An 11,849-nucleotide genomic window follows, 5' to 3' on the forward strand; every position below is an offset into this window, starting at 1 on the left:
AGCCAATACTTAAACGGCCCAGGGCCGCGACGCAGTGGGCACCCGGCGACCCTGGCCACCGCCGTCCCCGCCCTGCGGGACCTGGGCTGATGCGGGGCTCAGCGGGGTGCTTTGGCGGGCGGGACGATGAGGGTGGGCCGGTGCGCGTGGTGCAGCACGTGGTTGGAGACGCTGCCGAGCAGCACCGACCTGACCCCGGCCAGACCGCGCGAGCCCGTGACGATCAGGGAGGCGTCGATCTCGTCGGCGACGTCCACGATGGTCTTCCAGATCGACTCGTTGTCGGCGACCGCCCGGTAGGTGACGTCGGCGAGCCCCGAGGCGATCGCCAGCTCGGCGCCCTCCTTGGCATGCTGTTCGGCCTGCGCCTGCGCCTCGTCGCTGGTGTCGGGGACGAGCGCCGCCAGCGGATACTTCTTCAGCTGCACGAGCAGCGGCTCCCACACCGTGAGGACCAGGGTGGGCTCGGCCGCTAGGTGCTTGGCGGCGAACTCGATCGCGGTCCGCGCGTCGGACGAGCCGTCGTAGGCGACAAGGATGGTCATGATGTGCTCCTCTTCGCTTCAGTCATCCGCTAGAGCAAAGAAGCGATCAGACGCCATTCCTCGGAGCCGCTGTCTGCTCGATCACACTCAGGACGGGTCCAGCCCGTCCTCCTGACGCAGGCGGGAGGGCGGTCCCGGCGTTCCGATTGCGGGTCCGCCCCGACGCGCCGGCTGCTTCCGCACCGGCGCCCCGCCCGCGTCAGGCAGGCGGCGATCACTCGGAGTCGACGTCGGACAGCGCCGTGAGATCGAGCCGGGCAAGGCGCTCGGGGTCGGCGAGGATGTAGAGGGCGACGATCTTGCCGTCGGCGATGGTGAAGCTCAGAAGCCCGCGCGGCTCCCCGTTCTCCGTGCTGACGAGCCCGAGGGAGCCGTTCACCAGCACCGGCTCCACCTTGCGAGCGGCCGTGTGCCGCTGGTAGGAGGCCGCCTGACCGGCCACGGCCGTCGCGCCGCGGATCGTCCGGATGCCGCCTCCCGCCGCGGCGCCCGTGTCGATGCGCATCACGACGTCGGGGTCGAGGAGGGCGAGCAGCGCCTGGAAGTCCCCGCCGCGGGAGGCCGTCATGAAGGCGTCGACCACCTGACGTTGGCGGCCCGGGTCCGGCTCGGAAGGCGGAAGCGTGCCGCGTACGCGTTGCCGCGCGCGGCTCGCCAGCTTCTTCGCGGCGTCCGGAGAGCGATCCACGATCATCGCGATCTGCTCGAACGGCACCCCGAACATGTCGTGCAGCACGAACGCCAGCCGCTCGGCGGGGCTCAGCGACTCCAGCACCACGAGGAGCGCCAGCCCGACGGCGTCGGCGATCAACGCCTGCTGCTCGGGGTCGCCGCCGTCCTCGCGACTGATCACAGGGTCGGGCAGGTGCTGCTCCAGCGGGGCCTCGCGCCGGGTCGCACGGGCACGCAGCATGTCGAGGCACACCCGGCCGACGACCGTGGTGAGCCAGCCGGCCAGGTTGTCGATCTCATCGGAGTCCGTACGGCTCAGCTTCAGCCACGCCTCCTGGACGGCGTCCTCGGCCTCGCTGAGCGAGCCGAGCATCCGGTAGGCCACGGCCTTGAGACGGGCGCGGTGCTCTTCGAACCGACCGGCCAGAAAGTCGTCAGCGTCCACGGGCACATCCTTCGTCAAGAGGCTTCTCAAGTCCTTGACGTATGGGAACCGGGAAACGTGACCGATGATCAGGAAGGGCAGCAGTTCTGGGACGGCGGGCACAGGCGGGTGTCGATGCGGCGCGCGCCCGGCCCCTCCTCGCCCAGCCGGTCGTACGGGTTGGCCACCGGGCACCGGTCGAGCGACAGGCAGCCGCACCCGATGCAGTCGGTCAGGTCGTCGCGCAGCCGCTGCAGCTGCAGGATGCGATCGTCGAGCTCGCTGCGCCACGCGGCCGACAGCCTGGCCCAGTCCTCACGGGTGGGCGTGCGCTCGTCCGGCAGTTCGGCCAGGGCGTCCTTGATGGTCTTCAGCGGGATGCCGATGCGCTGCGCCAGCCTGATGAACGCGACCCTGCGCAGGCTGTCGCGGCCGTAACGGCGCTGGTTGCCGGCCGTGCGCCGGCTCTTGATGAGCCCCTTGGACTCGTAGAAGTGCAGGGCCGAGACGGCGACGCCGCTGCGCTCGGCCAGCTGGCCGACCGTGAGCTCCTTGGTGTTCCAGGCGACCTTGGTCATACCTGGAGCTTACTTGAGGGTTCGTTCGAAGAGCGTCTCCAGGACGACGACCGTCTGCGTCCCGGTCACTCCGTCCACCGCGAACACCCGCCGCAGCACGTCCTGCAACTCGCGCGTGCCCGCCGCACGAACCTTGAGCAGCACCGACGCGGGCCCGGCGATGACGTGAGCCTCCTCGATCTCAGAGATCTCCGCCAGCCGGTCCGCGCTCCCGCCCATCCAGGTGCTCCCCTCGACCAGCACGTACGCCGTCACGGCGCGCCCGAGGGCGGCCTGGTCGACCTCGATCGTGGTCCGCCTGATCACGCCGCGCTCGCGCAGCTTGCGCACCCGCTCGTGCGCCGCGCCGCTGGACAGGCCCACCGCCCGGCCGAGCACGGCGTACGACTGCGTCGCGTCCTCCTGGAGCAGACCGATCAGCATCCTGTCGATATCATCCACAACCGGATGATATCTTGTCATATCCATCTCGTGCCGAACCGCGTATGGTGGGGTTCATGACGGAGACGATCCTGACTGAGTTCGAGGTGTTCGACGAGCGGTTCGCCGCCATCGGCGGAGACGACCGGATCGAGGTGCTCTACACCGGCACCCGCTGGGGCGAGGGCCCGGTCTATTTCCCGGCCGGCCGGTTCCTGGTGTGGAGCGACATTCCCAACGAGCGGATGCTGCGCTGGGACGAGATGACGGGCGCGGTCGGGCCGTTCCGCCAGCCGTCCGGCTACGTCAACGGCAACACGCTCGACCGCGAGGGCCGGCTGATCTCCTGCGAGCACGGCAACCGCCGCGTCACCCGGACCGAGCACGACGGCTCCATCACGGTGATCGCCGATCGCTGGCAGGGCAAACGGCTCAACAGCCCCAACGACGTGATCGTCCGCTCCGACGGCTCCATCTGGTTCACCGACCCGCCGTACGGCATCCTCAGCAACTACGAGGGCCACGCCGCCGAGCAGGAGATCGACGGCTGCCACGTCTACCGGGCCGACCCGGTGACGGGCGAGGTGCGCGTCGTGGCCGACGACTTCGCCAGGCCCAACGGCCTGGCGTTCTCCCTGGACGAGAGCCTGCTGTACGTCGCCGACACGAGGGAGCGGCACGTGCGCGTGTTCGACGTGCGTGACGACGGCACTCTGGCGGGCGGCAAGGTCTTCGCCGAGGGCGGCGAGGACGACAACTTCGACGGCATGCGGCTGGACGACACCGGCCGGATCTGGGCCGTGGCCGGCAAGGCGGTGCTCTGCTACGACCCCGGCGGCACGCTGATCGGCCGGCTCAAGCTGCCCGAGTCCGCCGCCAACCTGGTGTTCGGCGGGCTCAAGCGCAACCGCATGTTCATCGCGGCCTCCACCTCGCTCTACTCCCTGATGACCAACGTGACCGGCGCGCGCCCGGTCTGGGCCGGGCGCTAGCCTCACTCCCATCGGAAGAGCCGTACGGCCAGGCCCCCGAACACCGCCAGCCCACCGACGATCACCGCCAGGTGCAGGGGCTGCGGGGCCTGGCCCGCCCAGGCGGTCTTGAGCGCCTGCGTGACCGGTCCCGCCACGGAGAAGTCGCTGATCCTCCGCAGCAGGTCAGGCATGAACTCGTGAGGGATCCACACACCCCCCAAGAGCATCATCGGCTGCATCACCACCGCCCCGACCGCGGACGCGGTCTTCCCGTTGGGCGCCAGTGCGGCGATCACCAGCCCGATCGCGAGCAGCGCGGCGATGCCGAGCAGGAACACCAGTACGAACCATCCCCAATGCCGTGGTGCCGCCGCGCCGAACACCAACCCCGCCGACACGATGAGGACGGCCGTGGCGATGGCTCCCATGGCCAGGTTGATCAGCAGCTGCACGACCAGCAGCCGCGCGGGATGGACGGGCGTCGTCGACATCCGCCTGAGCACGCCCTGCTCCCGGTACGCCGTCAGCACCGCCGGCACCATGTTGCAGGCCAGCACGAGCAGTGACAGCAACGCCATCATGGCCGGCAGCGTGGTGTCCACACCCCGCAGCCCGTACGCGTCGACCTTGGACAGCCCCGGGATGCTGAGCCCCAGCACGACCATCAGGAGGACCGGCAGGCCGATGGTGAACAGCATGGACGGCCAGTCGCGTAGGTGGAGCTTGATCTCCACGAAGAGGATCTTCCTCATGACAGCTTCCTTCCGGTGAGCGCGAGGAACGCGTCGTCGAGCGTGGCCTGCTCGGTGCGCAGATTCCGAGGGACAACCTGGTGCTGGGCAAGAGCGAGGGTGACCGCGGGCGCGAGGTCGCCTGAGCCGCTGACCGTGATCTCGCCGCCGTTCCTGCTGACCTCGTGTACCTCGGGCAGGGCCAGCAGGACGGCGTCGTCGACCGGCGCCGAGGGCCGGAACCGCACCTTCCGGTCCCCGCCCACCCGCGCGACCAGCCCGGCGGGCGTGTCGGTGGCGACGACCTTGCCGACATCGATCAGCGCGAGCCGGTCGCAGAGCCGCTCGGCCTCCTCCATGAAGTGGGTGACCAGCACGACCGTCACGCCCGAGTCACGGATCTGCTCGACCAGCTCCCAGGTGTCCCTGCGGGCCTGTGGGTCCAGCCCGGTCGTGAGCTCGTCCAGCACCGCCAGGCGCGGCCGCCCGACCAGCGCCAGCGCCACGGACAGCCGTTGGCGTTGACCTCCGGACAGCTTCTTGAACGTGGTGTCGCGCTTGCCGCCGAGCCCGACCCGCTCCATCAGCTCACGCCAGTCGGCCGGGTCGGGGTAGAAGGAGGCGTAGAGGTCCAGGGCCTCCCACACCTTGATCTTCTCCGGCAGGGTCGCGCTCTGCAGCTGCATGCCGAGCACCCTGCGCAGCTTGTCCCGGTCCCGCTGCGGGTCCAGCCCGGCCACCCGTACGGTGCCGCCGTCCGGCGCGCGCAGGCCGGCGACGCATTCCACGGTGGTGGTCTTGCCGGCGCCGTTCGGGCCGAGGATGCCGAAGATCTCACCCTCGGCGACCTCGAACGACACGTCGTCGACCGCCAGGTGGTTCGGATACCGCTTGCGCAGGTTCCTGACCTCGATGATTTTCATGGCATCGACGCTAGGCATCGGCGATCTGCCGTGGAATCTCGCTAGATGCCCGGCAAGGGTGTACCTAAGTGCAGTGACCGTACCGCTCCGCTGGCGCAGACTGAGGGCATGCTTCGGAGGTTCGGTCAGATCACGGTGCTGCTCGCGCTGCTCGTCGTCGAGGTGCCGGCCATCGTCCTGTCCGTCGTCATGCTGATCTTGGCGGTGGCGATGGGCATGGTCTTCCTGTTCCCGCCGCAGGCGCGGATGGTCAGGAGGCTGGCGGAGCTGAACAGGCGGCTGATGCGCGCGTGGACGGGCATCCCGATCGAGGCCCCGTACCTCCCCAAACCCCCGCCCCCGGTGCCGCAGGCGGACGGTCTCTACCGTTCCGACCGCACCCTCTACAAGTCACCGCGCATCCCGGCCTGGAACGACCGCTGGAAGTGGCTGATCTCCGACCCGGCGACCTGGCGCGACGACCTCTGGCTGCTGCTGGAGCCCTTGGTGAAGGGGGCGCTGTTACCGCTGTTCGCCCTGCTCCCGCAGCAGGGACTGCGTCTTTACGCGCTCTGGAGCAACCTGATGCTCGGCGCGACTGCCGCGAGCCGCCTGGCCGGCCAGGTGACCCACCTCAGGCGCACCCGCAACCTGGCGACCGACTCCCAGGCGGCCGAGATGCGCAGGATCGAGCGTGACCTGCACGACGGCACGCAGGCCAGGCTGGTGGCGATCGGCATGACGCTGGGCGCGGTCGAACAGCTGGTCGACGACGACCCGGCGGCGGCCAAGGCGCTGCTGTCCAAGGCCAGGGAGGCCTCCTCGGAGACGCTGACCGAGCTGCGCCGGGTCATCCGCGGCATCCATCCTCCGGTGCTGGCCGAACGGGGGCTCGCCGACGCCGTACGCGCGCTCGCCATGGACAGCCCGATGCGGGTCACCGTCGAGGTGGACCTGCCGCACAGGCCCGAGCCGCCGGTGGAGGCGGCGGCGTACTTCGCCGTCAGCGAGCTGCTCTCCAACGCCGCCCGACACGGCGACGCCAGGTCGGCCGTCGTGGACATCAGCTCCAACGGCCCCGACCTGCGCATCACGGTCACCGACGACGGCATGGGCGGCGCCGACCCCTCCAAGGGCAGCGGCCTGGCCGGCATCGAACGACGGCTGGCCGCCTTCGACGGGGTTCTCGCGCTGAACAGTCCGCCCGGCGGCCCCACCACCGTGACGATGGTGTTGTCCAAGGCACTGCCGGACCACTGGGCGGGCGACCTCACCAGGCTTCCCCGCCACAAGTCGATCATTGTCGGTCTCCTGTGGGCGACCGCCTGGTGCCCGACCTTCCCACAGGGATTCGTACCGGCCATCTTCAAGATCTTCGGTATCGACGAGAAAACCTGGTTCCTCGCGCTGCACCTTCCCGAGGTCTGGCAGTGGCCGGTGATCATTGGCATGATCTCGCTAGGCCTCACCATGCATGTCATGGCCATTCGCATCCCCGCGACACACAATCGGGAGCGCTGGATGGCGGAGGCGACGCCGACCAAACCCTGGTGCTCATGAACCGCGTGCTCATCGCCGAAGACCTCTACCTGCTCAGAGACGGGCTGGTGCACCTGCTGCAGGCGCACGGCTTCACGGTCGTGGGCGCCGTCGAGAGCGGACCCGAACTGCTGAAGGGCCTCATGGAGCTGCGTCCCGACGTGTCCATCGTGGACGTGCGGCTGCCGCCGACGTTCACCGACGAGGGCTTGCAGGCCGCGCTCGCGGCCAGGAAGTCGGTGCCGGGCCTGCCGATCCTCGTGCTGTCCCAGCACGTCGAGCAGCTGTACGCCCGCGAGCTCCTGGCCGACGGCTCCGGCGGCATCGGCTACCTGCTCAAGGACCGTGTGTTCAACGCCGAGCAGTTCATCGACGCGGTACGCCGGGTCGCCGCCGGCGGCACCGCCATGGACCCTGAGGTCATCGCCAAGCTGCTGGCCAGTAACGCCAGGCACGAGCCGCTGGCCGCGCTCACGCCGCGCGAGCGGGAGGTGCTGGAGGCCATGGCGGAAGGGCGGTCGAACGCCGCGATCTCCCAGCGGCTCTACCTCAGCGAGAGTGCGGTGGCCAAGCACACCGCCAACATCTTCGCCAAGCTGGGCCTCGCGCCGTCGGACGACGACAACCGGCGGGTGCTGGCCGTCCTCGCGTACCTCAACAGCCGTAGCTGACCCGCCCCGTCCTGTCGGTGCCCTCGGCTATTTTCATAGAGGCACGGCGCGACGAAGGGGTGTAACAGGTGAAAATCCGTGTTAACCGCGATGTACTGGCAGAGGCGGTGGCATGGGCCGCTCGAGTCCTGCCCAGCCGCCCTGTGGTGCCGGTCCTGTCCGGGCTGTTGCTGGAGGCAGGCGAGGAGCTGAGCCTGTCCGCGTTCGACTACGACGTCTCCGCCAGGGCCGCGATCGACGCCGACGTGGCCGAGGAGGGCAGCGTGCTGATCCCCGGCCGGCTGCTGGCCGAGATCAGCCGGAGCCTGCCCGCCGACGACGTGGAGATCGTCACCGAAGGCCAAGAGGCGGTGCTGACCTGCGGAAGCGCCGAGTTCGGGCTCGTCACCATGCCGGTCGAGGACTTTCCGACCCTGCCGACGATGCCGCCCAGCATCGGCGCCGTCGGCGGCGGCGTGTTCGCCTCCGCGGTCGCCCAGGTCGCCCCCGCCGCCAGCCGCGACGACACGCTGCCGATGCTCACCGGCATCCGCGTCGACATCGAGGGCGAGTCCGTGGCGATGGCGGCCACCGACCGCTACCGCATCGCGGCCCGCGATTTCACCTGGCGCCCAGCCGGGGCCGACGTTGCCGTGTCGGCGATGGTGCCCGCGCGGGTGCTGGTCGAGATCGCCAAGTCGCTGCGCGGCGGCGAGGTGTCGATCGCGATGGGCGATGGGGTGGCCGGGTTCGAGAGCGTGGGGCGCAGCACGACCGTGCGGCTGCTCGACGAGCAGTTCATCGACTACCGCTCCAGGCTGGCCACCGACTGGTCGATCAGGGCCGACGTGCCTGTGACGCCGTTCGTCAACGCGATAAAGCGGGTGGCCCTGGTGGCCGAGCGCAACACCGCGATCCGGCTGTCGTTCACGCAGGGGCAGGTGCTGATCCAGGCCGGCGGGGGCGACATCGGGCGCGGGACCGAGGTGGTCGAGTGCGAGCTTCGAGGGGACGACATCCAGATCGCGTTCCAGTCGCAGTTCCTGCTCGACGGGCTGGTGGGGATCGAGACGGATCTGGCCCGCATCAACCTGGAGTCACCCACCCGGCCCGCCCTCATCCAGGACGTGCCAGGCGACGCCCAGCCCGCCTTCCGCTACCTGGTCATGTCCCTCCGCCAAAGCTGAGCCTCACCCGCCGGGGCGAACGTCCCAGCGGGACTGCCTGACGTGCCGATGGTCCGTCGGCTCTGGCCTGCCACCTGCTCCCCAGTGACGTCCGGGCCATAGAGCGGGGCGCATTGTGCGGTGGGCTCAGAGCAGGGTGCACTGGGCCGCCGCGCCGCCGCCCCACCGGGTCACGCGCTACCACCACGCGCGCCGCCGTGCCGTCGGGATACGAGGTCACGCCGCAGGGGGAGCCCTGCCGCCATCTCGCACGCCACCATGCACCACCCCCGACAGGGCCCTCACCCCTGACGCGCCGTGTCGGCGAGAAGGCACACGGCGGGGTCCGGCGCAATGCGGACGGCGGCCAGCCCCACACGCCACAACGGCAGCACAGTCGTTTCAGCTGCGGCACCTCCCGTGTTCCGGCGCCCGTGCTCCTGCACTCCGTTCCGGCGCCCTGTTGCTTCGGTGCCCGGTGCCGGGTGTTCCGGCCCTGCTTCGGCCCTGCTTCGGCCCCCGCGCATCGGCGCCCCGTGCTCATACGCCCCGTGCTTATACACTGGCTGCTCCTGCACCGCGTGCTCCTGCACCCACATTCCGCATAGGCGGCGCTATGACACGGTGGCGGGGGGATGGTGGAGGGACGCTGCGGGAGGCCGACGTCCCTGGCCGCCGATGCCGGCAAAGGGGCTGACGGGGGTGGGCTGGGGTGGGCCGATTCAGTCCGTGGTCGTCTGGCGGTCGGCGACCAGCTTGAAGACCCGCTTGAAGTCGGCGTACGCCTGCTCACCCACCGCCCGGGCATGTTCCGCCTCCAAGGCCGCGACGATCGCGTCCGACTTGGCCATGTGATCCCGCCCCTTCTCCGTGGGCACGATCAACTTGGCGCGGCGGTCGGCCGGATCCGGCCGGCGTTCGACGTACCCGAGTTCGACCAACTCGTCCACCAGCGTGCCGATGACCTGCTTATGCTGCCCCGACTGCGCCGCCAGGTCGGTGGCCCTGCTGCCTTCCTCGTCCAGATACGCCATCACCGCACCGTGCCGCGGCCTCACCTCCGGATGCCCCTGCTCGCTCAGCCTGGTGAACATCTCCCGCTGCAGGCTGAAAAGGGTACGGCTGGACAGGATGCCGAGATCGGGCTCCTCCTGCTTGCGCTGACTCCTGCGCACCTCACACGCTCCATTTAGTCACTAATCTTGACGGTCACTAATTCTTACTATACTGTCGTGGCATGACGACAACGGTGGAACTCACCAGGTTCCGCGTCTCTCCCGACCGGGCCGACCAGCTCCTGGCTGCCCGTCCGGGGATGATCGCGGATTTCCAGGCCGACCGGGCCGGATTCCTGGGCGCCAAGCTGGTCCGCGTGTCCGACGACGAGTGGCTGGACATCGTGGAGTGGCGTACGCCGGAGGACTTCGCCGCCTCCCGTGCCAAGGGCGCCAACCGTCCTGGCATCCGTGCCTTTTTCGACCTGATCGACGAACTCGTTTCCATGGAAGAGGGGACAGTACGATGACCATCTTGATCACCGGTGCCAACGGCACCGTTTCCAGCGCTGTGCTGCGGTCCTTGGGCGACACGCACGACGTGCGGGTGCTGGTGCGCGACGCGGCGAAGGCGCCGTCGGGGGTGGAGGTGGCGGTGGGCGACCTGGACGACCCCGCCACGCTCGACCAGGCCTTCAAGGGTGTGGACACGTTGTGGCTGCTGACCGCGATGGGCCCGCAGGCGCCGCATGCCAGCATGAACGCCGTCTGGGCGGCGAGAAAGGCTGGAGTCGGCCACGTGGTGCGCATGTCGGCCGTCGGCGCGGCCCACGACGCGCCGACCCGCAACGGCCGGCTGCACGCGCTTTCCGACGTCGAGCTCGCGGCCTCGGGCCTCGCCTGGACCGTCATCCGCCCGGCCTTCTTCATGCAGAACCTTTTCGGCTCGGTCAACGGCGACACCCTCTACGGCGCGACGGGCGAGGGCAGGCTGGGCCTGATCGACGTGCGTGACATCGGCGACTTCGCCGCCGCGGTCCTGCGTGACCCCACGCCGCACAAGGGCAAGACCTACACTCTCACGGGCCCGGCCAGCATCTCACTACGGGAGGCGGCCGCTGACCTGGAGCAGGTGTACGGCACGCCGATCGCCTACCAGCCGGTCACGCCGGACGACGCCTACCGTTCGATGCTGGAGGCCGGGCTGTCGGAATGGATGGCCGCGGTCAACAGGGAGTACCTCACGGCGTACTCGCAGGGGTGGGGCGATTTCACCACTTCGACGTACGAGGAGGTGATGGGCCGCCCCGGCAGGTCGTTCACCGACTTCGCCAAGGATCACGCGGCCCAGATCCGCCCCTGACCACCACGCTCTGGAGACAGCGCCCACCGCGCTGTCTCCAGGAGGGAGGGGAGGCGGCGGACGGGCGATTGGCGGCAGGCGAAAGGACCACGCCGACAGGCGGCCGTGGACTCCAGAACCGCAGACGCTTCAATGGACGGATGCCCATTAACCGCATCCGCCCGTCAACAGGGACGGGCCGACGGGTCAGGACTCGGTGAGGGCGATGAGGATGTGCTCCATGCAGGCGTGTCCCGCCCGCTCGGCCGCCGAAGCGTCCCCGGCCGCGATGGCCCGGGCGATCGCGTCGTGCGGGATGTAGCTCTTGTTCAGCGACGTCCCGGCGGCCGTGATGCTGGCACGCAGCGCCGCCGAGAAGTCCTCGTACAGGTCGATGAGCACGAGGTTGTGCGTGGCGTGCGCGACCGCCATGTGGAAGGCCAGGTCCGCCTCGACGAACAGGTCGGGGTCGTCCAGCTCCCAGGCGCGGTCGCGCTCAGCCAGTGCGGCCTCGATGCGCACGATGTCCTCGTCCGTGCGCCGGGTGGCGGCCAGGCGCGCGGACTCGACCTCGAGCGCCCGGCGCACCTCCAGGATCTCCAGCTGCTCGGCCTGCTTCAGCCGCCGCAGCATGGCGCCTGAGAGCTCGCTGGTGGCGCGGACGTAAGTGCCGTCGCCCTGACGGCACTCCAGCAGCCCGGCGTGCGTGAGCGCGCGTACGGCCTCGCGAACGGTGTTGCGGCCCACCCCGAGCTGCTCGGCGAGCACCGTCTCGGTGGGGATCTTGCCGTTCATCTGCCACGTCCCTGAGGTGATCTGCTCCTTGAGCTGGTCGATCACCTGGTCGACGAGCGAAGCCCGCTGCGCCGTACGCAGACTCACAGTCCGCCTCCTCCGGGGAAACCAATCAT

At 69.7% G+C, this 11,849-nt stretch carries 14 protein-coding genes; 6 read left to right on the forward strand and 8 right to left on the reverse strand.

All coding sequences use genetic code 11. The features are described 5' to 3' along the window. Positions 1 to 98: 98 nt before the first annotated feature. From ID574_RS13060 to ID574_RS13075, 4 genes are all read right to left on the reverse strand, one after another. Positions 99 to 545, reverse strand: coding sequence for a universal stress protein (locus ID574_RS13060; protein ID WP_188189053.1), 447 nt, complete (start codon positions 543 to 545; stop codon positions 99 to 101). 214 nt (positions 546 to 759) lie between these two features. Beyond that, positions 760 to 1,662: an RNA polymerase sigma factor SigJ gene (gene sigJ, locus ID574_RS13065; RefSeq protein ID WP_188189054.1), complete on the reverse strand. Its 903-nt coding sequence runs from the start codon at positions 1,660 to 1,662 to the stop codon at positions 760 to 762. Positions 1,663 to 1,730: 68 nt separating this feature from the next. Further along, positions 1,731 to 2,219: a redox-sensitive transcriptional activator SoxR gene (gene soxR, locus ID574_RS13070; RefSeq protein ID WP_188189055.1), complete on the reverse strand. Its 489-nt coding sequence runs from the start codon at positions 2,217 to 2,219 to the stop codon at positions 1,731 to 1,733. 9 nt (positions 2,220 to 2,228) lie between these two features. After that, positions 2,229 to 2,660, reverse strand: a complete 432-nt coding sequence (locus tag ID574_RS13075; protein WP_223166640.1) for an Lrp/AsnC family transcriptional regulator — start codon at positions 2,658 to 2,660, stop codon at positions 2,229 to 2,231. A 56-nt stretch (positions 2,661 to 2,716) separates the two neighbouring features. Between ID574_RS13075 and ID574_RS13080 the strand changes: the two genes are divergently transcribed. Next, positions 2,717 to 3,631, forward strand: coding sequence for an SMP-30/gluconolactonase/LRE family protein (locus tag ID574_RS13080; protein WP_188189057.1), 915 nt, complete (start codon positions 2,717 to 2,719; stop codon positions 3,629 to 3,631). A gap of 2 nt (positions 3,632 to 3,633) precedes the next feature. Here the strand turns inward: ID574_RS13080 and ID574_RS13085 are convergent, their stop codons facing one another. Together ID574_RS13085 and ID574_RS13090 are read right to left on the reverse strand one after the other, a co-directional pair. Then, entirely contained in the window at positions 3,634 to 4,365 is a 732-nt protein-coding gene (locus ID574_RS13085) for an ABC transporter permease (protein WP_188189058.1), read from the reverse strand. Continuing rightward, positions 4,362 to 5,267 carry an ABC transporter ATP-binding protein gene (locus ID574_RS13090; RefSeq protein WP_188189059.1) on the reverse strand — a complete coding sequence of 302 codons (906 nt, stop codon included), beginning with the start codon at positions 5,265 to 5,267 and terminating at the stop codon, positions 4,362 to 4,364. The genes ID574_RS13085 and ID574_RS13090 overlap by 4 nt, the downstream gene beginning before the upstream one ends. Before the next feature lie 108 nt (positions 5,268 to 5,375). Here ID574_RS13090 and ID574_RS13095 point away from each other — a divergent pair, with 108 nt between their 5' ends. The 3 genes from ID574_RS13095 to dnaN all read left to right on the forward strand — a co-directional run bounded on the left by ID574_RS13095 (position 5,376) and on the right by dnaN (position 8,622). Beyond that, on the forward strand, positions 5,376 to 6,806 hold the full coding sequence (locus tag ID574_RS13095; protein ID WP_188189060.1) for a sensor histidine kinase: 1,431 nt from the start codon (positions 5,376 to 5,378) through the stop codon (positions 6,804 to 6,806). After that, positions 6,803 to 7,456 (forward strand): response regulator transcription factor, encoded by a 654-nt coding sequence (locus tag ID574_RS13100; RefSeq protein WP_188189061.1) that lies wholly within the window; start codon positions 6,803 to 6,805, stop codon positions 7,454 to 7,456. Before ID574_RS13095 ends, ID574_RS13100 begins: the two co-directional genes overlap by 4 nt. 68 nt (positions 7,457 to 7,524) lie before the next feature. Then, positions 7,525 to 8,622 (forward strand): DNA polymerase III subunit beta, encoded by a 1,098-nt coding sequence (dnaN, locus tag ID574_RS13105; RefSeq protein WP_188189062.1) that lies wholly within the window; start codon positions 7,525 to 7,527, stop codon positions 8,620 to 8,622. 701 nt (positions 8,623 to 9,323) lie between these two features. Here dnaN and ID574_RS13110 read toward each other — a convergent pair. Further along, positions 9,324 to 9,776, reverse strand: a complete 453-nt coding sequence (locus ID574_RS13110; RefSeq protein ID WP_188189063.1) for a MarR family winged helix-turn-helix transcriptional regulator — start codon at positions 9,774 to 9,776, stop codon at positions 9,324 to 9,326. A gap of 62 nt (positions 9,777 to 9,838) precedes the next feature. Between ID574_RS13110 and ID574_RS13115 the strand changes: the two genes are divergently transcribed. Together ID574_RS13115 and ID574_RS13120 are read left to right on the forward strand one after the other, a co-directional pair. Continuing rightward, the gene (locus ID574_RS13115; RefSeq protein WP_188189064.1) at positions 9,839 to 10,126 is read left to right on the forward strand and encodes an antibiotic biosynthesis monooxygenase family protein; all 288 of its coding nucleotides are present in this window, start codon (positions 9,839 to 9,841) and stop codon (positions 10,124 to 10,126) included. Next, positions 10,123 to 10,959 (forward strand): SDR family oxidoreductase, encoded by an 837-nt coding sequence (locus tag ID574_RS13120; RefSeq protein ID WP_188189065.1) that lies wholly within the window; start codon positions 10,123 to 10,125, stop codon positions 10,957 to 10,959. Before ID574_RS13115 ends, ID574_RS13120 begins: the two co-directional genes overlap by 4 nt. A 186-nt stretch (positions 10,960 to 11,145) precedes the next feature. On the opposite strand, the gene ID574_RS13125 is transcribed toward ID574_RS13120, so the two are convergent. After that, positions 11,146 to 11,820: a FadR/GntR family transcriptional regulator gene (locus ID574_RS13125; RefSeq protein ID WP_188189066.1), complete on the reverse strand. Its 675-nt coding sequence runs from the start codon at positions 11,818 to 11,820 to the stop codon at positions 11,146 to 11,148. Positions 11,821 to 11,849 lie beyond the last annotated feature (29 nt).

It is taken from the genome of Nonomuraea sp. SYSU D8015, assembly GCF_008065375.1.
In the GTDB taxonomy this organism is placed as follows: Bacteria; Actinomycetota; Actinomycetes; order Streptosporangiales; family Streptosporangiaceae; genus Nonomuraea.

What these genes read in the sequence shown, in the direction of transcription:
- ID574_RS13080 (WP_188189057.1), top strand. Translation starts at nt 2,717, where the DNA reads ATGACGGAGACGATCCTGACTGAGTTCGAGGTGTTCGACGAGCGGTTC.
- ID574_RS13115 (WP_188189064.1), top strand. Translation starts at nt 9,839, where the DNA reads ATGACGACAACGGTGGAACTCACCAGGTTCCGCGTCTCTCCCGACCGG.
- ID574_RS13120 (WP_188189065.1), top strand. Translation starts at nt 10,123, where the DNA reads ATGACCATCTTGATCACCGGTGCCAACGGCACCGTTTCCAGCGCTGTG.
- ID574_RS13095 (WP_188189060.1), top strand. Translation starts at nt 5,376, where the DNA reads ATGCTTCGGAGGTTCGGTCAGATCACGGTGCTGCTCGCGCTGCTCGTC.
- ID574_RS13085 (WP_188189058.1), bottom strand. Translation starts at nt 4,365, where the DNA reads ATGAGGAAGATCCTCTTCGTGGAGATCAAGCTCCACCTACGCGACTGG.
- ID574_RS13100 (WP_188189061.1), top strand. Translation starts at nt 6,803, where the DNA reads ATGAACCGCGTGCTCATCGCCGAAGACCTCTACCTGCTCAGAGACGGG.
- soxR (WP_188189055.1), bottom strand. Translation starts at nt 2,219, where the DNA reads ATGACCAAGGTCGCCTGGAACACCAAGGAGCTCACGGTCGGCCAGCTG.
- ID574_RS13060 (WP_188189053.1), bottom strand. Translation starts at nt 545, where the DNA reads ATGACCATCCTTGTCGCCTACGACGGCTCGTCCGACGCGCGGACCGCG.
- ID574_RS13090 (WP_188189059.1), bottom strand. Translation starts at nt 5,267, where the DNA reads ATGAAAATCATCGAGGTCAGGAACCTGCGCAAGCGGTATCCGAACCAC.